The organism is Gilliamella sp. HK2 (assembly GCF_001690265.1).
Classification (GTDB): Bacteria; Pseudomonadota; Gammaproteobacteria; order Enterobacterales; family Orbaceae; genus Gilliamella; species Gilliamella apicola_C.
This window is the reverse complement of record NZ_LZGV01000088.1, coordinates 24921-47905: the sequence shown is the minus strand read 5'-3', so window position 1 is coordinate 47905 and position 22985 is coordinate 24921. Positions and strand designations below refer to the sequence as shown.

The following is a 22985-nucleotide window of genomic DNA, read 5'->3' as shown; positions in this document are numbered from 1 at the left end:
TTTATTATTTCTGTTTTGGAGTAAGTTTTTAGCAAGGTAGCATGACGGAGATATCGCCAAAAAAGCCCTATACCATAAAATAAGACTTATCACTATCATACAAAACTCAAACTCAAACTAAAACTAAAACTAAAACTAAAACTAAAAATATCCACGATACAGATTGTACACACTTTACCAAAAGTGCAGTATTATTTCCCCAATGTAGCAATCTAGAAGAAGCCATAAAACATTTGCAAGGGGCAATTAATTTAACCATTGGCAAACGTATTGAGCCTACACATTATTTTTATCAATGATGGTAACAAATAAATGATTAGCATTAAGTTGATTTAAGACGTTTTATATAATTCTATGAAAAGTATTATTAGAACATTAAAACTTAAATTAAAATAATGTATTGAAAAAATAAACTAGGGTTTAAAATTTTAGTGGGATTTGAGTTATCGGCTATTACATATAACAATACATATAACAACAAATCCCATATTTCAACTAATGCAAGTCCTTTGCCTCACTTGTGCTACAGGTAAGTGTCCCTCTTTTTCCTTGTTCATCTTCAAAATAGTCAGCCCAGCAACTTTTCATTGATGAATCAATTTTTTTTATTAGCTCAATTCTGCTTGTACTGTAAGCGCAACTAACATAATAAGGTTCAACATCTGTGTGGTAATTAACTTCCCATATTAACTCATGTTTCTTACCAGCAACCGTTCCTTTTGCTGGTTTTAAAGCACCCATTCTAGAAGGGTTATCGTAATAAACAATCATGCTATGAAAAGAGCTACTCAGGCTATCTTTATCAGAAACCTCCCATCCATCAGGCCTGTTTTCAACTTCTTCTTTAACTTTGATGTTTTGTGGGCAATCAATCTGATAAGCATTAACAAAAAAAACCGCACTAAACCAAGCAATAATAGCCACAGTAACACTCAATATTTTACCTTTCATAGTCTATATCCTTTTCACAATAGCTTATTAATAAATAGATAAACGTATTCTAGTATTTTCCAAAATATGCTGATAATTTAAACAAATTTTTTGTTATTTCTTTTTTAAGGTAAAATTTCAGCAAGGTAGCATAACAAAGATGCTTAAGAAACCTAGTGCTATCAAATATAGAGATAGTCAGTTCGCAGTTCCAACAAACTCATAACCAGCCGCATTAATCGCAGTGATAGCGGCTTCTTGCGTAATGGAACTATTTTCGATAGCAACTTGGCGCTTAGTTAAATCAACGGTCACTTTTGCGTTTGGGTCAATGTCATTAATCGCTTTTGTTATCATTTTCACACAATGCTGGCAATTCATATTATCGACTATCAATTTCATAAAAATCTCTCTATTCCTAATGTTATTTAATAAACAACCAAACAAAATACCTATTTATAACACTAATTTTATTTGATTACATTTAGTTTTTTTCACAAAGATGATAATATTTACTTCCTTTTTACACTTATAACAAAATATTATGATGAAAAAAATAAAATATTCTTTATTGTGGATTTGCAGTTTAATCCTTGTTGGCTGTTCTGAACCTAGTTCTATCGAGCGTTGGATTGACAACCCTACTGCTAACGAAATAAAAGTCACTATTGATGGTAAAGAATTAACTATTCCAGCCAAATCGGGTGTTAATTATACATTTGAATACGGCAAACATACCTTATCGTATAATAATGATGACTTCAATTTTGTTGTAAAACCGGCTCAATTTGGAAAATTAGGTCTTATTAACCCAACACAAAGTAACTATTATTTATACACAGTCATCTATTCAACGTCTGAGTTGAATGATGAAGAATACGAAAAGATTTTAAGAGAAAAAAGAGAAATCAATAACATTCCAGCCATTATTGATGGTAAAGCGCAAGAAATAGAATTGCCAGCAAAATTAATCAATGATGTATTTATTGAACACAGCCAATATCATTGGGATTATTCTTATGATCAACCTTTTCCAAAAGAAATAACCCAAGACCTAAAATTGAAGAAAAACCAATCTTATCAAGAACGTTTTAGAAAATTATATCGTGAAAGCGACTTTATTGAATTCTTAAAAGAAGATGAAAAAGAAGACATTAGCTTCCCTTACAATCCTAAAAAGTTCAGTGAGATAAGCCAATATGTTATTCCTAAGATTGACTTAAATAACATAAAATGCGAAGCAGGTCGTCAATATATGGAAAGCCTATTAAATGACTGGAATCACCTTATGACATTAAAAGGTAGTGATTTTAAAAAACCATACGACAATTTGGCATCAAATGATGCAATGGCTAAAAGTTATCGCTCAAAAGAAAAATGTACAGAAGAAAACGATCCTGAGAAAAGTTACAGTAAAGAATTGGGGAAATTCGTTGATGCTCTTCGAGATACTCGCGATGTTAACTTTTATGTGATCAAATAATAGTCCTTGATCATTTTCAAAAAATCGAAAAAGAGGTTGCGAAATAACCTCTTTTAAAAAGAGTAAAATCATTTTAAACGGTTTTATGCCTCGAGAGCTTACAGACAAGTGTTCTTCCTATTTTTATCTCAAGGATAAAAGGCTAAAATTTTACTTTTTATGTTGTTTTATTAATTAAAATTCTTCACGCCTACTATTTACATCTTATAAAAAAATAACTATGATACGCACCATTATTAACTGCAAAGGAGAATTGATTATGATTTGTTTAACTAACCTTTGCAGGCTTATCGCAAAATAATTAAGTAGTAACACTTCTCATTTTTACTTCAATTCATTTTGCTGATCTTAGCCTGCCAATATAACCTATACCCAATACTTAAAGATAATTTTGCTTTACATTGTTAAAGTAAGCGTTGTTTTGGATTAACAATAATTAACTGTTGTGATCAAATCAATGTTAAGTGCAAAGCTGAATTTTATATGTATTATTTTAATTTATAACGTTTTTTACATGTAATTTATTCAAAAAATTTGTCTTTATACATCATCAGGGTATAACAATAATATTGATTAATATGGATTGATATATGGACAATTCTATACAGGTGCTATCTGACAAAGCATCATATATTGCATCAAAAAACACATGGATTGAAGGCGTGGCTATTGAACAGCTACTGGCAACCGCTAATTTGCCGAATATGGTTAAAGTTGTGGGCATGCCAGATCTTCATCCGGGAAAAGGCTACCCTATTGGCGCTGCTTATTTAAGCCGTGAAATCATCTACCCAACTTTAATTGGCAGTGATATTGGTTGTGGTATGGGTTTTTGGCAAACTGAAATCAATATAGCTAAATTGAGTATTGATAAATTGGAACGGCAAATTGGTAATATTGATCAGTCAAATACTCATCATAAATACAATCTTGGTACAATTGGTGGTGGTAACCATTTTGCTGAATTACAAAAGGTCAGTAAAATTTGTGATGAGTTGTTATTTAATGATTACCAACTCAATGCTAAGAAGTTGTTTTTATTAGTGCACAGTGGTTCAAGAGGATTAGGTCATGCGATTTTACAAAATCAATTATCGCGTTTTGGTAATCAAGGTTTACTTGAAAACAGTCCTGAAGCATTAGACTATCTAGCTAAGCACGATAACGCAATAGCATTTGCCAGATTAAATCGTCAAGTTGTCGCTGAAAGATTAATGGCAAACCTAAATACACAAGGGGTTGAAGTGCTAAATGGTTGTCATAATTTTCTCGAAAAAGTCATGTTGAGTGGTCAGACGTATTGGTTGCATCGTAAAGGCGCCTCTTCAGCAACAGATGAATTAGTGATTGTACCCGGATCGCGTGGGGATTATAGTTATTTAGTTAAGCCAATACAGCATGAAAATCTTCTTATGTCATTAGCCCATGGTGCGGGGCGTAAATGGCGTCGGGCCGACTGTAAAGGCAAGTTAGATAACCGCTATTCAATGCAAGAACTTAAACGAACCAAATTGGGGAGCCGTGTCATTTGTGAAGATAGCAGCTTAATTTTTGAAGAGGCGCCACAAGCTTATAAATCAATTGAGAGTGTAATTGAATCGATGCAACAAGCAAACATTGTTAAAGTGATCGCACAACTTACTCCAATATTGAATTATAAAACACAAGGAGGTCATTAATGGCATTGCTCTTTTTTTCATCTGCCAAAGGGCCTGCTGAATGCACTTTAGCTGTTGCGAAAGCCGTAACGCAATTTCTAAATGAAGCAAGTAAATTATCAGTAACAACCGAAATAGTCGAAAGCGTATTGGGCGATAAGCCCAATACTTTCCGTTCAGTGCTTATTTCAATTGAAGGCTTACAGTGTGATCAATTAATACAGCGTTGGCTTGGAACCGTACAATGGATTTGCCAAAGCCCATATCGACCAGCACATAAACGTAAAAATTGGTTTATAGGCATTACCTGCTTACAAAACCCTTCACAAATAATGGATAGTACTATTGAATTTACGACGATGAAATCATCGGGCGCTGGTGGCCAGCATGTCAACAAAACCGAATCTGCCGTTCGTGCAACACATATCGCAACGGGTATTAGTGTCAAAGTACAGACCGAACGAAGCCAACATGCCAATAAGCGATTAGCGAAATTATTATTGGTGCATAAGCTTGCTGAATATGAAAATAATTTACATCAGCAGAATAAAACTATACGCCAGCAATTTCATTACTCAGTACCAAGAGGTAACAGTAGTTTAGTTTTTTATGGCAAAGGATTTCATGAAAAAATAGAGTAACCATATTATGTAGATAACATATTTATTATCTACATAAATCAATATTTATCATAAAGTAAATATAAGGTTGCTACAACATTCTCACATAGTCTTTCCACCTTATCGTTATACAATGCCATTTTGTACAAGGATGGTGTATTTAACTATAGCAAAAAAGCAGACGTATAATTTATCCTCTGTTATAATCGCTTTTTTTTTGAACTTAATGCTATGCTTTGAAGTACATTTTAGAATTATTTTAAATCGCCTTGATTTTATCGATTTTTTTTAGCACAAATAGCAAAAAAAAAGAATATGTTAATATTTAAGGTTAAAAATTAATAGTTAATCGGCTATTTATTGAAAGGAATTAATTACCATGATACTTGATAATAATCAAAAATTAGGACTTTTTTGTCTTACATTATTTTCTGTTTTTTTCATTATTTTAATGCAAGTTCATTTAATGCCTGCAGTGATTGCAGGTTTATTAACTTATACCTTAACTCAGAAATTAGATGATTTCTTATCGCGAAAAATGATGCGCTTTAGCCATCGATCAAAATTAGTTTCGGTATTAGTCCTAACGACTCTGATTATTGGTATTTTTATTGGTGGTTTTTGGTATTTATTTGCTTGGTTTGTTGACATGGCTAAGCATCCTACCGAAACGTTAACAAATATGAAATTAGTGGTAAACAATGTAATAAACAGTCTTCCACCGAGTATTACTCATTATTTGCCAGATGATTTAGATGAAGTTAAATCCACGATAATGGTTTATCTTAAAGATCATATATTCTATCTACAATCTATCATTAAAAAAGTATTTCACGATTTAATCATATTAATTGTGGGAATGATAATTGGGTTAATTCTTGGTTATAAAGAAAATCAACGTAACGTTGATGACAACAAAGTTGTACAAAGACCACTAACTAAAGCCTTAAAAGCAAGTTTAAACCGATTAGTTGTCGTATTCCAGTATGTTGCTATGTCACAAGTTGTGATTGCATTATTTAATACAATAATGACGTCTATTTTGTTATTTATTATTCTGCCTGTGTTTGGTATTCATTTACCGTTTAGCAAAAGTTTAGTCTTAGCCACATTTGTTTTTGGACTTATTCCAATTATTGGAAACTTAATTGTTAACGCATTAATCTTTGTTGTTGCATTTACAGTATCATTCACTGTTGCGATGGCGATTATTGTTTATTTAATTTTAATTCATAAAATGGAATATGTACTTAATGCCAAAATAGTTGGAACAAAAATTCATGCAGGCATCTGTGAATTATTAATTGCGATGCTATTTTTAGAAACACTTTTTGGTGTGATTGGTTTAATCTTTGCACCTATTTTTTATGCATTTATAAAACTATCGTTAAAAGAGTTGGAAATTATTTAATTTAAATATAATCAATCTTTTGCATATTAGCGGTGATTTCATTTACGTAGACAACTATTTACAATAAATCTATTACTGGGTAATCATATCTCGATATTACCCAGCATCAATATGCTAACGAATGCCGTATTAATATTCGCATAGAGATATAACGGATATAGCTTGCCTTTCCCAAAAATAATATAGTGAAGAGTCGGCAATGCTCCATGATAAAAATAAAAGAGGATTTGAATACAAGAAAAGACAAAACAAGAAAAAACAAGTTAATTGTATCCATAAATGAAAAGAAGCCGTTCATTACCAAAGAATAATTAACTATAACGCCTAACAACCCAATAAGGCACATAAATCATATTTGCTTCCTATTGAATACATGTAGCGTAATTTTCTATACCAAGTGTGAACTCATTATGGCGTATTTACATGCTAATTTTTGATTTTATCAGTTTGAGCAATAGCTAAACACAAAATAGCTCTATATTTTTGAGTCGTATCGGAATGTAAATTTACCCATACAATAAAATCAGGAAACTAAAAGTAATACTCTATATGCTAACTAGTTTATTACTTTTGATTCCTTACTAAATTGATAATTTTATTGATTTGAATTATCGACCTTTTTAGGTAATAAAGTGAAAATTTTTGGATTTTTACCTAATAATTGCGTAGCTAAATGGTTCGTATCTTGCAATGTAATGGCTTCAATGAGATTGGCTGGCATATTTAACTCATCAAAATGGCTACCATCAGCTGCAGTTTGTGCCATTGCGGTTAACCAATAGGTAGAACTGGCCTTTTTTTCTTGATAATCAATTAACCATGATTTCTTTGCTTGCTGTAACTCATCTAAAGTCACGCCATTACGCGCTACAGATTGAATTACCTCATCTGCCAACACTGTTATAGCATGGGCTTTGTCAGGGGCTGTCGTAAAGTTTAGCCTCGCTAAATAATAGGAAGTCGGATATTTGATCAGTTGCTGCGAAAAAATAATGGTATAGACGCCAGAGGCCTGCTCTCTAACATAATAACGTAATCTTAAATTAATAATATAGTCAATCAGTTCAAGATTAAGTTGATCACGTAGCTGCCATGGTTTTTGCGCTGAGTAAAGTATACTAACCATTGATTTATCGCTACTAGCCATAGGGTATGTTTTTTGCATTGATTGATGAATTGGTATGATACCGTTATCTACCCATGCGTCTTTTTTATCAGTAGTGGGTAGACCAGCAAACCAATATTCAACTAATGGTTTAATTTCATCAATCTTAAAACGTCCAGAAATAATAATATTGGCCGATGGTGATAAAGCAAATGCACGTAAATAGTTTTGCTTTAGTTGATCTGCTGAAAAATCCCTCCAAGCACCATCAGGTGAAACTAACAAACGATCACCATGATTAAAGGCATTTTGATTGATTAAGTCTAAAAACTGCCTTTCAACGGGTTGTTTGGAATAAGCTAAGCTTAATTGTTGTTTGGTTTGGGCTAATTGTTGGGGAGCAAAATTAGCGGCGGTTAATTTCAAATAAAATAATTTAAATAATGATGCTAATTGATCATTCGGTGCCTTTCCGCGTAAACCATGATAAAGCAGTTCGGCATAAGGGGAAACACTAACTTGGTGTTGCCGACTAAATTGGTTTAATTTTGCTGAAGTATACGTTCCATAACCACTATCTTCCGCCAATCTTTGTGACCAACGCATAATACCTAATTGTTGATCGCTATCAAGAGATAATCCCCCTGGGATCTGTAATAACATTTCAACATCACCTGATAAAGTATTATCAGGGCGTGCAATAACTCGAAGCCCATTGCTTAATTGCCATTCATATGCATTGATTTCACTAATATTGTGGGTTGCTGTAATTTTTCCTTGTAATGCAGGCTTGATATCAAGGTTAACTTCTTCTTTCTTAAATGGGAACTTTCCTAACTGAGTTTGTCTAATCGTTTGCCATAATTGTTTGATTTGCTCGGCATTAACCGAATTTTGATCACTATCTGGACCAATAACTGCAATCCGTAAATTAGCGCTGTTTAGTCGCTCACCCACTATTTTTTGCAGATCGCTTGCATTAAGTGTTTTTAATATTTGTGTTGTTTGAGTTAATTGCTGTGCTTTATTTCGTATAGGTAAACTATTTGTAATATTGTTAACTAATTGATTAGCTAAATAATCATTTTGATAGTTAATTTCATTTTCTGCCTGTTGTTTTAATTTTGTTAAAATTTGGTTTTTAACTTGTTGCAATTCTATTTCTGATACAGGGCTAGTTGACATACGTTGTACTTCGGAAAACAGATGCCTCATTGTCTCTAAATACTGTTGATCTTTTGGCTGTGCAAAAAGAAGGTATTGCATACGTTTGTTATCAAATAAAATACCTTGTTGATTAATTTGAGCGCTAGGCAATATTTGATTTTCTACTAACAATGATAGCCGATGATTAAGTAACGTTAGCCAGACTAAATCAAAAATATCTTCTTTTATTCCTTGAGGTGTATTTAAAGCTGTGGGTAAATCACGTTGTAATGCGATTTGTATTAGTCGTTGCCCTTGTTCGCGATCAAGGATAACTTTAACTAGTGGCTCGTTTTGTGGTGAAAAAGCTCTTAATTGTGGAATATCAACTGGTGCATCACCTCGTGAACGCTGACCAAAAAGTGTATTAATCCATTGTTTAGCTGATTTAGTATCAAAATTTCCTACTGCAACTAAGCTCATTCTTTGTGGCTGATACCAATTGTTATAGAACGTTTTTGCTTCCTGAACCGGTGCGTTTTTTATGATATCTAACGAACCAATTGGAGCTCGATTAGCGTATAAACTTCCATGATAACGTAGTTCATCTAAGAGGGTATTAATGCGGTAAGCCACGCCTTGCCGTAAGCGCCACTCTTCAATGATAACATCGCGTTCACTTTCATAATCTTGTTGTTCAAATGAAATATGATAAGCCCAATCCGATAATACGGTTAATCCTTTTTCTAATTGTAGAGCTTCACTAGCAGGTAACGATAAGCGATATACCGTTGAATTAAAGCTGGTGGCGGCATTAATGTGAGTTCCCAAATGGATTCCATATTCTTCTAGCGATTTAAAACTAGATTTATTAGGAAAATTTTTTGTTCCCTTAAATGCCATGTGTTCAACAAAGTGAGCTAAGCCTAGTTGATTTTCATTTTCTTGCAATGAGCCACTGTGCACAATTAATCTTAACTCTAATCCTGCTTTTGAGCGAGATTGTAGATAGACAGTTAACCCGTTGTCTAATTGATAAGTTTCTATCGTAGGATTGGATTCAATTAGCGTATTTGACCAGCATAAATGGGGAAAACTAAGCAATAGGGAAAAGAAAATATAGTATAAAAAATTTTTTAACATCGAATTTAAACCTTAGATATAAACACAGTCTCAAACTCGGCATTTTGCTGTGCCAATTTTTGTATTGGTGAACTAGCCGTATCATCTAAATTGATGACTTGTTTAACATGATTTTGTATTGGTTGATGAGAAATAAAGATCATCGCGCTTTCTGGTAATTTTTTCTGTAATAGCGAAATAAGTTGATAGACACTTGGTAAATCCAGTGCCGAAGTTACTTCATCTAACAAGATTAATTCGGGCTTGTTAAGCAACACCCTAGCAAACATTAAACGTTGTTGTTCACCACCGGATAAACGGTTCCCCCAATCACTTTCGGTTTCTAGCTCATGACTCAATTTATCTAGCCCAACTAATGATAATGTTTCAAGCAACTTCTGTTGTGTAAAGCTTTTTGAGCAAGCTGGGTAAGCCAATAAATTATCCAACCTATCGTAACTAAGGCGTATTTTTTGTGGGATCCACAGATAATTATCTGTACGTTGAATAATACCTTGATAATTTGTCCAAAAACCACTAATGGTTTTTAATAGTGTTGATTTACCTATACCCGAACGTCCTTGAACCAATAACGTATCGCCTTTAGTTAACTGGATATGAGTCGATAATAGGACTTGCTGATTATCTGCACTTTTTAATATTACCTGCGCATCAAGTAGCGTATCATTATGGGTAGTTTGGGCAATTGTATTTTCAGGTAATTCATCTAAAAGCCGAACGAAATGATAAAGCCTTGTTACCGTCGCTTGCCAAATTGCAATATCTCGATATGCATAAATAAACCAACTTAATGCCGAGGAAACCTGCATAAATGCTTGTCGAATTTGCATCAAGCCACCTAAATTAATTAAGCCAGCAATAAAAGCAGGTAATGCAAAAAAAATCGGCGCTAAAGAAGATACTTGTTGGTAACCTACACTAAAAAATGAAAGATTTCTTTCATAATTCATCAAATTTTGCCAATTATGAATAATGGTTGTAAATTTGTTTTTTAACCTAGTCGTTTCTTGTTTTTCACCATGTTGGCCAGCGATTGCTTCGCTAGATTGGTAACAATGAATCAATGTCGCTCGGTAATTAGCTTCGCTTTGCTGTTTTTCGATATTAATTTTATGTAAAGGTTTACCTATAGCATGAGTGCAAATAATTCCTAGTAATGTATAGATAGCGCAAGCAAAAACCATATAACCAGGGATATGAATATCTATCGATAGTAAGGTAAAGGAAATAGCACCAGATAGTGTCCATAAAATGGCAGTAAAGGAGATTAATGTCATAAACGAACGCAAAAATGAAAGTAATAAATCTAGTGATTGTTTAATCAGTAAATTGATATCTTCAGCAATACGTTGATCGGGGTTATCAAGTTCAATATGTTTTATTTTAAGATGATAGTGATGAGAATGTTTGGATAACCATTGCTTAGTTATTTTTTCTGTCATATGGTAACGCCAAATTATTAATAGCTTCTTTTGTAAATAATCAGCGTACACAACGACCAAAATCATCATAATAATAAGAATAATAAAATCGCCCAATAAACGATAAAGATTTTGCTCGTTTAAAGCCTGTAGGGCATTATAAAAATCTCCATTCCATTGGTTTAATTTAACATTAAACCATACAGTGGATAAACTTAAAGCGATAACACTAAGTAATAATAACCAAGCCATTTTTGATGCTGAAGAACACCAAAAAGGCTTTACTAAATATAAGAATTGTTTAATTTTTTGCATGTTTATGCGGCAGTAAAATTTATATTATTGCGAAAAAAGTATAACGTTTTATGTAAATTAGAAGTCATAACCAACTTGAATCCAAAATTGGCGACCAGGAGCATAAGCATTGACAATTCTGTCATTACCTGCCGCATCAGCACCATAAACATAACGATCGGTAACATTTTTTTTATTTAAAATATTATTAATTTCTACAGAAAAATTAGCACCTTTAGCAAAAGTTGGCGCCCAACCGAGTTTAGCATCCCAACGAAGCGTACTGGCAAAGCGTTCTTTTTCGTATTTTGCCATTTTATCCCCCGTATTTGGATCGATGTGATATTGGTTACTATAACGAACCGCTTGATTTCGCGGGCTTTGCCATTGTAGTAAGTTGTAAAACGTTAAATCATAGTCTGGAATTTTGCTTGTCAGTTCGAAATTGATCTTAACGGGAATATTAAAATCGGTTGCAGGTAAATCAGATGCTTTAATTATTCTACCGTTATACCAAACTTTATCATGGCGAACATTATTTGCGGGATCATAATGCGCATAACCTAGCTCTTTAGGTGTATTGCTTTCACTTTTTTGCCACGAGATTGAAGCCGATGCAGTATGTTCAGCGTGATAAAATTCGATAGGTAGTCTATTTTTTACCACTAATGACAAAGTATCATGCGTACTGCGCCCAGAGTTATCAAAGGTTCGAACGTTTGATCGACCATTATCATATTTAGGGCGACTGCGAACTTCATCATAACTTTCACGATGTACATATTGTAATTGCCATAGACTGTTTTTTACAACCTGCTCAAAACCTAAACTAATTTCATCATTATAAGGTGTAGAAAGCGAATTAAGCCCTTCGAAATCAGTTGAGCTTATCCAATCTTCATCAACTTGTCCTGGTGTACAAAAGTAATAGCAGTTCTTTAATCCCGCATTTTGTGCACCATATAAAGCATAAGCCATCATAGTACGGCCATAATAGCGGTTGATTCCAGCAGTTAATACAGTATTACCGTTACCAAAGGTGTCTAAACTTGTCACAAATCTTGGTGCTAGATTGACGTCTTTAATAAAATTATCATAATCAATACGTATTCCAGGACGGACTGTTAAGCGACCGTATTTGATTGTGTCATCGGTAAAGAATGCGTAATTATCGTAACTTGCTTGATAATGGCCAGCTTGGAAAACCGAAGCATGATCGGCATAAGAGAGCCAAGGGAGGGCGTCCCATGTGCCAGTATAGGTGTAACGATAAAAATCTTCATTTCGAATATAACGCGCTTTGGTTTTTGCTAGTTCGAATCCGATAGAGGGTTCATGCGTGGTATCCAACCAAGAAATTGGTTTAAAATCAAGTTTTGTCTTTAATCCCCAATTATCTTGTTTAGTGGTTAAATTACCAACGCCTCCCGAATGATATTGCACGGGGTTACGCCAATCAGAATAATCAACCAATGTAATAAAATAGTTTTGATCGTTGGTTCTTTTATCTTCTAGCTTTTGATAACTTGTTGTCAAATCTAATTTGGCAAAATCAAACTCATGCAGTAATTGCAAGGCCATACTTAAGCCATTATGCTTAGTATTGTAACCAGAATTAGCAACGGTTGCGGCAAATGAGTAATTGTTATATTGTGAATAATTGGTAGAAAAATTTACTGATGTTTGGTTTGTTGCATACCAAGTAAATTTAGATGAATAGTTATTTGAAACACGTGTTTGGTTTTTCATACCGCCGTTTTTTCGAATTTCAATCAGATCTTCACCATCTAATAATAATGATGGACCTTGATAAGAGACAGAAGAGATATCAGATTCTCTTCTTGACGCGGCAAACATTACACCTAAATCGTCAGTGAGGCCTGTTTCAAACCAACCGCCAAAACTTTGTTTATTGTACTTAGGTTGAAATCGACTCGGATGGCTGGCATCATTGGCGGAGCTATCAAATTTAATAGCTGGATCGACATGCGTTTTATTCCATGAAGATTGGGTTTTACGATAAAAAATATTGCCATTAGTTTCATGATTCCAACGACGGCTAATTACATCTACAACACCACCTGTAAATCCACCGTATTCAACGGGGATATTATTGTCATATAATTTAATTTCATTAATTAAGCGGCTATCAATATAAAGACCTTGTTCATCGCTATCAACACGCGTATTGGTTACGCCTAATCCTGGATCGACTGGATCGACATCATTATTAAAACTTACACCATCTAATTGATAATTATTTTGATAGCTGGTATTGCCATGAATCGAGATATCGGCAGGCTTAATTTCACCTTGCGTCATGCCGTTGTTACTGCTATTCGACATTTGTATCGCAGGCAAAGTTTTCAATACATCCGTGATATTACCATCGCCCGTATTTGATTGATTGATTTTATTTGAATCAATTGCTTGAGAGGTTGATAATTTAGCTGAGGGTGCTGTTACAATAATGACGTCATCGTCTTTTTTGTCATCTTCGCTTTTTTCAGCTATCTGTTGGTCGATCTGATTTGGGCTGGATAATGCTGTTGGGTTATAACTAATTAAAAACAGGGGTAAAGCCGATACTACTACTTTTTTCATACAAAAACGATCCTTGGGAAATACAGACAAATATAATAGTAATAGATTTATTGCCAATTTATATTTAATAATGATATTTATTATCATTAAAGCAAAATATTTATATTTGTCAACTAAAAGAGTTAATTTGTAGTTCGTTCTATCTGATTAAGGCTTACTTTAAAAATATTAAAAAAACGCCAAGTATTAGAAAAAGCCGCCCAAGAAAAGTATTGAACCATGATAGTCAAGTTGGCTAATGCCAAAGTTATTTTTTTATACATTACCCATTGTGCTCTTTGGTCAATTTACAGATAAAGTTACGGGATATGCTTGGAAAAACTTATTGATTCGGTTAATTTATCTCGTGGAAATTTATGATTTTCTATCAAGTTTGAGCATTCAACAGATAAGATCTTGCCCTTTTGGGAAGAAATTTCCCTAGATTTAATTATTTTAGGCTTGTGTTGGTGGATTAATATCCCAACTTATCTTTTGGGATCTAATGCCTCTAGCGTGGCGTGAGTGCTAAAACTTCGGGCTTGATGATAAGGTAGGTTTTAGCATTATATATCGTTTTGCCCAAATCACTAAAGATTCCAGTTAAGTAAGATAGGGGATAATCTAAGCATTCTTTGTATCCCATTGTCTTTCCAATTAAGTGACACTCAGAAATTAGAAAAATAGCAACAATATTTATGCTTACTTTTGTATATTATAATAAATTTTAAAAAAACACGTTTACAAAATACTAGCGATTTACTTATACTTTCTATCTATTTAATAATAGAAAAGCTCGAATTAAAGTAAATATAAGTTGTAGAAAAGGATTTAGAACGTGCTAAGGAATAGTTGTTTGGTTGCCAGCCATAAATTATTGGTAAAAATAAAAGAAACATTAACTAATTTAAGCGTTTTTCACCTACAAATACTTTTCGACTTTTATTCTAAAACGACAAGATTGTTGTCTTTTTCATTAACACCAATATTTATTGGCATTAGCTTGTTATTAACGACTTATGTCAATAGAGCAATCGCCTTAAGTTCAGAAGTTATTCATGTTGCCGAAACTACCAATGTGATTAATGGTACTGCGCCTTATTTAAGTTTTGATGGCGGGAAAACTAAAATATTAGGCGTTGATGATATTTTTTGGATGAGCTATCAAGTTGGTAATCAAACTTTTCGATATACACTCGATAATAATACTTCGTCACAACAGAATCCTATTTTGTTACCTGAATCGATTAAAACGTTTGCCGATATTAATTCGATTATCCCCAAAAATTATCCAATACCCGAGTGGGCAGAAGATAATGGGCAACAAATAGAATTTAATAGCCGTTATGATAGACAATATTTTTTTGATGATGATGGCGATGAAATTCTGAGTGGTGCCGGTATGGTTTCGCTAAAAATATTTGATGAAGCAGATGATTATGGTAGTGATGATTTGGCCGAGTGGGGAGAGCGCAGCTATAAACGTAGTGACCTTATTGATCCTTGTCGTTATAGCTATAGAATGGTTTTACTATCTAGCATTTCTTCAGTTTTGAGTAAGTTTGGTGTGCCATCTAGAAGATCATTTGGAGCAACTGTCACGGAGGATGAGTGGAATGATGATCCATGGGCATTTGAGGATCGATTGGTTTTACATATTAAGCCTGCTGTTTCCAACCCTTATGCATGTTGGGCATATCCACTTACTCAACCAACCCCACACAGTGAGCATATAGGTAATGAATGGGTAGCGTCCGATCTGTATAGGGAGTCAGGGGCAAAAAAAGGATATCGACTTCAAAATATTAATAGCCCTTCAGCTAATTTTCCAACCACGGCAGGCGATTCATTTCCGTTTAATTTAACAGTCGCAGGGTCTTTTCCTCATGAACTAAGCTACAGTAAGCAGCCTAAGGATTCAATTATTAATTTAACTATTAGAAAAGCAGAAGAATTTAGATATTATGGAAATTACCCTAATGAAGCGACAATTACGCTATTAGGACCAAAAGCAGGGCAGCCAAATACGTCGTTCTCTCCCACAACGTTTATTATTTATGCTGATCAAGCGCAAACTAAACCTATATATAGTTTTACAATTAACAAATGGTTTATTTTATTAGAGGATGGTAAACGAACATTTAAAGAAAGTAGAGAGTATTGTGAAAGCATTGGGTACCGCCTTCCTACTGTACCTGAATTAACCAATGTTAAAAATGTTGAGCTAAATTGGCATCAAGGATACCCTACTGGCAAAGAAGGGTTCTCTAAAGTACAACTTGGAGGGGGAATCATTCCAGAATGGGGCTCTGATGTTTTTAGGCTAGATCGTCATATTTATAGAAAATTTTGGTCGAATAATCGCCATAAGAATGATAACTACTACTTAGTTGATGCTTATGGATTGATATTTTCAGAACCAATAACAGAACAAATTGGCTATGCACTTTGTATTTCACCGTAATCTTTAAACGGCAGCCGCACAGCAACAACAACGAGTGATTTAACACAGATAGAGTAATACTTTGTAGATAGAAAGGTAATATTAAAATGATTTATTTTGGTTTAGGAGCGACGTTATGATATATGTAGTAACAGAAACAACTAATTAATGCGTAAGAGCAACTAACCATAAAATAATTTTTATTTATATCGTAGTGCCAATATGTAATGATAATTCAAATCTAGGATTTAAAGATTTAGCTTGTGATGTATTGTTCAATATTGCATTGTTTAGGCATGGTTACCGCTGTAAAAAACGTTCAGAAAACCTATTGATTTTATTAAAGTTTTTTGTGTAATTAACCGCCGTGTAGGCGGTTAATTATTGATGCTTCACAATAAAACAGCAGTGGATTTGCTTGTTACGTTTAAAATCAAGCGAAAGCGTTTTATTGGTAATTTCTTGATAGGTAAGTCCTAGATTTTGCATACCACTGCTATCCATCTTAAAACCACGTTTATTATTCGAAAAGAGGATAGTGCCATTAGGTTTTAGCAAGCGTTTTAGATCCGCCATTAATTTTAGGTGATCTCGTTGCACATCAAAGGTATTATTCATACGTTTGGAATTCGAAAATGTTGGCGGATCGATAAAAATTAAGTCGAATTGTTCATCGGATTGAGATAAATAAAGCAAACAGTCAGCCTGAATTAATCGGTGCTTTTTACCTGTTAAACCATTTTGTTTTAAATTACGATCTGCCCATTCTAAATAGGTGCGTGACATATCAACGGTAGTGGTTGATTTAGCACCACCAAGTCCTGCATAAACAGTTGCACTCCCTGTGTAAGCAAATAGATTTAAAAAGTCCTTGCTAGCACTCATTTCACCAATCATTTTGCGTGCTAAGCGATGATCTAAAAACAGTCCTGTATCTAAATAATCGGTAATATTGACCCAAAATTGGGTTTTTTGGCGATTAATGGCGTATTCATGGACTAAAAAATAATCCTGCTTTTGCCCTAATTTTTGGTATTGTTGTTTACCTTTTTGTTTTTCTCGGGTTTTTAATACTAGTTGATCGGCAGTCAGATTAAGCTCTGACATGGTGGCATTGATAATATCAAATAGCCGTTGCCGTGTTTTTTGTGGATCAATATTTTTAGGGGCGGCGTATTCTTGTATAACTATTTTATCTTTATAACGATCAATAGCAACATTATATTCGGGTAAATCAGCATCATAAAGCCGATAACATTCAAGTTGTTCTTGAGCTGCCCATTTTTCCAGTTTTTGTTTATTTTTGCGTAACCGATTTGCAAAGTCGGCAGCCGGCACCGTTGGGTTCGTGATAGGTTGTTGAGCATCACGCTTAGCAATGGCATAATTTTTTTGTATACAGTCGAGAGGGCCATTTTTGGCTTTAAATTGTCTATCTGCTCGCATTTGTAAACAATCTAATAGTTGCGGTGCACCACTAAATAGTGATAATCGCCAACCACCAAAGTGTTGTTTAATTTGTCGACCGAGAGCAGTATGTAAAGCAATAAGTGCGGGCTCGCTTTCTAGCCGCTCGCCATAAGGTGGATTACTGATAATCATACCTGTTGTTTGCATTGGTAATGGATTAATAAGTTGTGTTACATCTTGTAAAGCAAAGGTAATTAAATCGCCCACACCGGCTTGGATTGCATTTTGTTTGGCTCGCTCAAGTACGGTAGAATTATTATCGTAACCAATAAAAGGAATATTGGGTTTACAGGCATTATGTTTTGCTGAAAATAATAATTCATTCCATAGCGTTGGATTAAATCCTTTCCATGCAAAAAATCCCCATTGTTTGCGTTGTAATCCTGGTGGGATTTTTGACGCCATCATAGCGGCTTCAATCAGTAGAGTGCCTGAGCCACACATGGGGTCAAGCAACGGTTCATCACTCAGCCAACCTGAACGCATAATAATGGCGGCAGCAAGGGTTTCTTTTAATGGTGCTTGCCCTGTTTGCTGACGATAACCACGTTCATGTAAGCTATTGCCACTTAAATCTAAAGATAAGGTGACTCGGTTTTTATTTAAATACGCATGAAGTCGAATATCTGGATCTTGTTTAGCAACATTGGGGCGTTCGTTAGTATGGCGTAAAAAGTGATCAACAATGGCATCTTTGATCTTAAGTGCGCCATATTGACTATTGCGAATAAATTCGTTAACACCAACAAAGTTGATCACAAAAGCGTTATCGACCGCAAAAATATCTGTCCATTTAATATTAAATACACAAGAATAGAGATCTAAATCACTATAAATATCAAATTCAGCTATTGGCAACAAAATGCGTGAGGCTAAACGAGACCATAATAATGATTGATATAATGTTTTTTCATCAGCATCAAAATAAACTCCACCTTGGGTAATTTTACAGTTAGGTGAGCCTATTTGTTCTAACTCTTTTTTTAATAACTCTTCAAGCCCGCGTGATGTGCTGGCAAATAGCGTTTTCATGTATAATCCACTTTACAATAAAATTGCAGGCATTATACCGACTAATTGCAATAGTGGGAAATAAAGGCAACGCTTATATCTATTTTTGTTAATCAAAATTTATTAGCTTTTGACAAAAGCGTTTAAACAAAAGGGTAAGTTATATATTTTGATTATGATTTTTTTGTAGAATTAAATACAAATTCGTTTTCATTGTCATAATAATTTTTATATAAAAATGTTATAAATTAAATAAAAATCTTAATATCAATTAACGATTGTTATGGAAAGTAATCTAATTTTTGTTTATTACTGATGCGTAAAGTGAGATCGGTAATTGCGATGATTAATGCAGAGCGGATCATTTGTTGATAACGATTTTGATACATAGATGACTTTAAACCATCTACAATTCCTGCCGCTTTTTCATGCTCTTGCTTGTGATCCCAATTAGGCGGTAAAACCATGTCATGCAATAAGCTAATCGGTCCTAAAATTTCATCATCAAGATAAGTATATTTTTTTTCATCGTTATCTAATTCATCTAAAATGGCCATGAGTAGCTCAATATCTTCAAACTCTTCGCGTGTAATAATACCTAGCACATATAACAGTTTTAAACAAACAGAGGTATCATTCAACGGTCCATTTTTACCCATTAACGAGGGGATAACAAATTTTATTGCGTGCGGTTCTTTACGAAAGGCTTTTTGGATTAAATGGTTAACGCTATCACTAATCAGATTAATTGCAACAGCCAACAAGCTGTGAATATCAGCCTGCTGGTTGAGCTTTTCTAAAATAGTATCTTCTTGTAATATCGTTCCTGACATTTTTTTATACAAATTGACGATTTTGCATTGCAGTATAAAGTTCTTCTACCTTTTGAACAATAATATTGTTGTTTTCAATACCTGAAATTTCAGTAAATGCGGCTTTTACCCCTTTATTAGCAATAAGATCCGCAAGTTCAACGGCTTGTTCATCGTCATCATTACGATAGTTCAGCGCAGCGGCAATACCAATCAATAAATTAGTATTTTGTACTTGATACTCAAAAGTGCCAAGTAATGGTTTAATTAAACGATCATTAGCGCCCAGTTTTCTTATTGGTTGACGGCCCACACGTGCTGTATCATCTTGTAAATAAGGATTTTCAAAACGAGATAAGATTTTTTCGATATAGGCTATATGTTTTTGATCATCGAAATTATAACGTTTGATAAGAACTAGACCGCTTTCTTCCATTGCACCCCGTACGATTAAACGAATGCGTTCATCTAAAATAGCATCTCGAATCGTTGCAATATTATGATAAAACCCTAAATAAGCCGTAATGGCATGGCCTGTATTTAAAGTAAATAACTTGCGCTCAATAAATGCCATTAAATTATCTACTGGCTCCATGCCTTTTATGTGTGGAATTTTGCCAATAAACTGTGTTTCATCGACGATCCATTCCGAAAATGTTTCAACCGTTACTTCTAAAATGTCGCCTGTTTTTGATGTGGCTGGTGGGACAATGCGATCTACCGCTGAATCCACAAAACCTATATGGGTATTTACCCATTCATGCAACGCTACGGGTAATGTTTTAAAAATTTCTTGTTTAAAATGATGGGTACCTTTCACCATATTTTCGCAAGCAATAATGTTTAGCGGTTTAGCATTACCTTGCTTATGGCGAGCAATAATGCCTTGTGCAACGATGGCGGCAATGCGTGCTAGAATTTGCGGTCCTACGGCTGTTGTTAGTAAGTCAACTTTTGCTATATGGTCGATAACTTCACTTGATGTGCTATTAATTGCGTCAACATTTTTAACTATTTCGGTTGTCGATTGCTCACCAACAACATTAACTGGATACTCATGACGTTTAGCGATATCATCAATAATTTGTTGATTGACATCGGCAAACGTAACATGCACACCAGCATCTGACAATAATTTACCAATAAAACCGCGTCCAATGTTACCTGCGCCAAAATGTAATGCTTGCATAATAATTAACCTTTATTTGAGTTTAAATTTAAAAAGAGAAAATTAAATCCCATATTTTCGGGATTTAATCAATATTGTTTAGCTTAATATTGCTAAAACTTCTTCAACGTTATTTGTTGTCGCTAGTTTGGCAATAATTGTTTCATCATCTAATGCATTAGTCAGTTTTGCTATTACATCAAGGTGTTCATTATTGCGAGCAGCAATACCGATCACGATTTTTGCTTTATCGTCTTCTTCGTGACCAAATTGCACACCTGAAGGGTATTGGCAAAATACAATTCCTGTTGTAATGACATCATCTTTTGCTTCAATCGTACCATGAGGAACAGCAATTGATTCACCAAGGTAAGTTGATGTAAGTTGTTCACGTTCAATCATGGCTTCTATGTAGTCCGGTTTCACATAACCATTATCGACTAACTGTTGACCTGCAAAACGAATCGCTTCTTCTTTATTTTTAGCTGTCAACCCTAAAAAGATATTTTTTTCTGATAATTTAAAGAGCGGGGTATTATCTGTGGATGTATTGTTTACAAGTATTGCTTTTTCTTCTGCTATGCTAGAATTTTGCGAGCTTAAAAGATCAACTACGAGCTGGCTATATAGTTGGCTATCTAAAAAGTTAGTTAATGAAATGTGATGTGCGTTTGGCGCATGTTGTTTGGCTCGATCAGTTAAGTCTTTATGCGTAATAACGATATCAACATCGTTTGGAAGATTATTAATCGCTAAATTAGTGACAAAAATATCCAAATTGGCATCTTGAACTTTTTTGCGTAATACTCCTGCACCCATAGCACTTGAGCCCATTCCTGCATCACAAGCCACAATGATTTTTTTCACTTTCGCAAGGTCAAGTGTGCCGTTTACCATGCCTTTTGCTTCGCTTTTCATTGCAGAGATATTGGATTTTGCATCTTCAAAGCTTTTGTCTGCTTCTTTGGTTGTCTTTAATAAAATAGCTGAAGTGATAAACGTAACCATTGTTGCCGCAATGACAGAAAAAATGACACCAAGCATTGATGATTTCGGCGTTACGGCAAGAACGGCAATGATTGAACCTGGTGATGCTGGTGAGCTTAACCCTGCACCAAATAGTGTTAAAGTAAATACGCCTGTCATTCCACCTAAAATCACTGCAATAATAAGGCGAGGATTCATTAATACATATGGAAAGTAAATCTCGTGGATCCCACCAAAAAAGTGAATAATTGCTGCACCACTGGCCGAACTTTTGGCTGAGCCTTTACCAAAAAACATATAGGCTAATAATAACCCTAATCCAGGACCAGGGTTTGCTTCAATTAAAAAGAAAATCGATTGAGAATATTCAGCCGCTTGTTGAATACCTAACGGTGAGAATATGCCGTGATTAATTGCGTTATTTAAGAAAAGAATCTTAGCGGGTTCAATAATGATAGAGGTTAAAGGTAATAAATTGTGTTCAACCAAAAAATTAACAGCAATAGTTAATTTACTTGATGCTACAACGACAGAAGGGCCAATTGCAAAAAATGAAAGTAATGCTAAAAGCATACCAATAATACCAGCAGAAAAGTTATTCACTAACATTTCAAAGCCGCTTTTGATTTTGCCATCGACAGCTTTATCAAATTGTTTAATTACCCAACCACCTAAAGGACCAACTATCATTGCCCCTAAAAACATAGGAATATCTGAACCAACAATGACCCCCATTGTTGTGATTGCACCAACAACTGCGCCACGTTCTCCGTGAATTAATTTACCGCCAGTATAACCAATCAAAAGTGGTAATAAATAAGTAATCATAGGACTAACTAGCTTGGCAATAGTTTCGCTTGGATACCAGCCTGTTGGAATAAATATAGCAGTAATAAATCCCCAAGCAATAAACGCACCGATATTTGGCATTACCATATTACTTAAGAAACGCCCAAAGTTTTGAACTTTCAATTTGATATTTGAGGTTGTCATAATATAAATCTTTCCTTCTTGATTGATATAACTATTATGTGATTATTGTAGAGGGATTTAGTTATTTAATTCATCAAAAATAATCGATAAATGTGATGTATATCACGTAGTTAAACCTAGGTATTTTTTATTTTTTGTGATTTAAATCACACTTTTTCTGTTATTAGTAAAATCGGTTATTAAATGAAATGGCTAATTGCGAATAGCGCGTGTTCAGAACATTCGAGTTGTTATAAATTAGTTTTTATCATCAAATAGGATAGAAGATAAGAAGTGTTTGTGTATTAAGATCATTTTATGATTGGCA

General features: G+C 34.2%; 14 protein-coding genes. 5 read left to right on the top strand and 9 right to left on the bottom strand.

From position 1 onward, the window contains the following. Positions 1-495: 495 nt before the first annotated feature. Both A9G45_RS09315 and A9G45_RS09310 read right to left on the bottom strand, forming a co-directional pair. Positions 496-951: an STY0301 family protein gene (locus A9G45_RS09315; RefSeq protein ID WP_065567884.1), complete on the bottom strand. Its 456-nt coding sequence runs from the start codon at positions 949-951 to the stop codon at positions 496-498. Between the two features lie 177 nt (positions 952-1128). Next, positions 1129-1332, bottom strand: a complete 204-nt coding sequence (locus A9G45_RS09310) for a heavy-metal-associated domain-containing protein (protein WP_065567885.1) — start codon at positions 1330-1332, stop codon at positions 1129-1131. Positions 1333-1474: 142 nt separating this feature from the next. On the opposite strand from A9G45_RS09310, the gene A9G45_RS09305 reads away from it, so the two are divergent. The 4 genes from A9G45_RS09305 to A9G45_RS09290 all read left to right on the top strand — a co-directional run bounded on the left by A9G45_RS09305 (position 1475) and on the right by A9G45_RS09290 (position 6102). After that, positions 1475-2413: a hypothetical protein gene (locus tag A9G45_RS09305; protein WP_065567886.1), complete on the top strand. Its 939-nt coding sequence runs from the start codon at positions 1475-1477 to the stop codon at positions 2411-2413. A gap of 590 nt (positions 2414-3003) precedes the next feature. Continuing rightward, positions 3004-4092, top strand: a complete 1089-nt coding sequence (locus A9G45_RS09300) for an RNA ligase RtcB family protein (protein WP_065567887.1) — start codon at positions 3004-3006, stop codon at positions 4090-4092. Beyond that, on the top strand, positions 4092-4712 hold the full coding sequence (gene prfH, locus A9G45_RS09295; protein WP_065567888.1) for a peptide chain release factor H: 621 nt from the start codon (positions 4092-4094) through the stop codon (positions 4710-4712). The genes A9G45_RS09300 and prfH overlap by 1 nt, the downstream gene beginning before the upstream one ends. A 358-nt stretch (positions 4713-5070) precedes the next feature. Then, the gene (locus A9G45_RS09290; protein ID WP_065567889.1) at positions 5071-6102 is read left to right on the top strand and encodes an AI-2E family transporter; all 1032 of its coding nucleotides are present in this window, start codon (positions 5071-5073) and stop codon (positions 6100-6102) included. Between the two features lie 595 nt (positions 6103-6697). On the opposite strand, the gene A9G45_RS09285 is transcribed toward A9G45_RS09290, so the two are convergent. The 3 genes from A9G45_RS09285 to A9G45_RS09275 are packed head-to-tail and all read right to left on the bottom strand — an operon-like array spanning position 6698 to position 13815. Continuing rightward, positions 6698-9496 (bottom strand): M16 family metallopeptidase, encoded by a 2799-nt coding sequence (locus tag A9G45_RS09285; RefSeq protein ID WP_065567890.1) that lies wholly within the window; start codon positions 9494-9496, stop codon positions 6698-6700. A 5-nt stretch (positions 9497-9501) separates the two neighbouring features. Continuing rightward, positions 9502-11232, bottom strand: coding sequence for an ABC transporter ATP-binding protein/permease (locus A9G45_RS09280; RefSeq protein WP_065567891.1), 1731 nt, complete (start codon positions 11230-11232; stop codon positions 9502-9504). 57 nt (positions 11233-11289) lie between these two features. Further along, a complete protein-coding gene (locus tag A9G45_RS09275; protein WP_081297877.1) occupies positions 11290-13815 on the bottom strand; it encodes a TonB-dependent receptor plug domain-containing protein in 2526 nt (841 codons plus the stop codon). Between the two features lie 817 nt (positions 13816-14632). Between A9G45_RS09275 and A9G45_RS09270 the strand changes: the two genes are divergently transcribed. Beyond that, positions 14633-16258 (top strand): hypothetical protein, encoded by a 1626-nt coding sequence (locus A9G45_RS09270; RefSeq protein WP_141673653.1) that lies wholly within the window; start codon positions 14633-14635, stop codon positions 16256-16258. 360 nt (positions 16259-16618) lie between these two features. Here the strand turns inward: A9G45_RS09270 and rlmKL are convergent, their stop codons facing one another. The 4 genes from rlmKL to A9G45_RS09250 all read right to left on the bottom strand — a co-directional run bounded on the left by rlmKL (position 16619) and on the right by A9G45_RS09250 (position 22678). Continuing rightward, positions 16619-18739 (bottom strand): bifunctional 23S rRNA (guanine(2069)-N(7))-methyltransferase RlmK/23S rRNA (guanine(2445)-N(2))-methyltransferase RlmL, encoded by a 2121-nt coding sequence (gene rlmKL, locus A9G45_RS09265; protein WP_065567893.1) that lies wholly within the window; start codon positions 18737-18739, stop codon positions 16619-16621. A 260-nt stretch (positions 18740-18999) separates the two neighbouring features. After that, complete coding sequence (locus tag A9G45_RS09260; protein WP_065567971.1) at positions 19000-19551, bottom strand: MltR family transcriptional regulator; 552 nt, start codon at positions 19549-19551, stop codon at positions 19000-19002. Between the two features lie 4 nt (positions 19552-19555). Beyond that, a complete protein-coding gene (locus tag A9G45_RS09255; RefSeq protein ID WP_065567894.1) occupies positions 19556-20719 on the bottom strand; it encodes a mannitol-1-phosphate 5-dehydrogenase in 1164 nt (387 codons plus the stop codon). A gap of 78 nt (positions 20720-20797) precedes the next feature. Further along, on the bottom strand, positions 20798-22678 hold the full coding sequence (locus A9G45_RS09250; protein ID WP_065572396.1) for a PTS mannitol transporter subunit IICBA: 1881 nt from the start codon (positions 22676-22678) through the stop codon (positions 20798-20800). Positions 22679-22985: the final 307 nt, after the last annotated feature.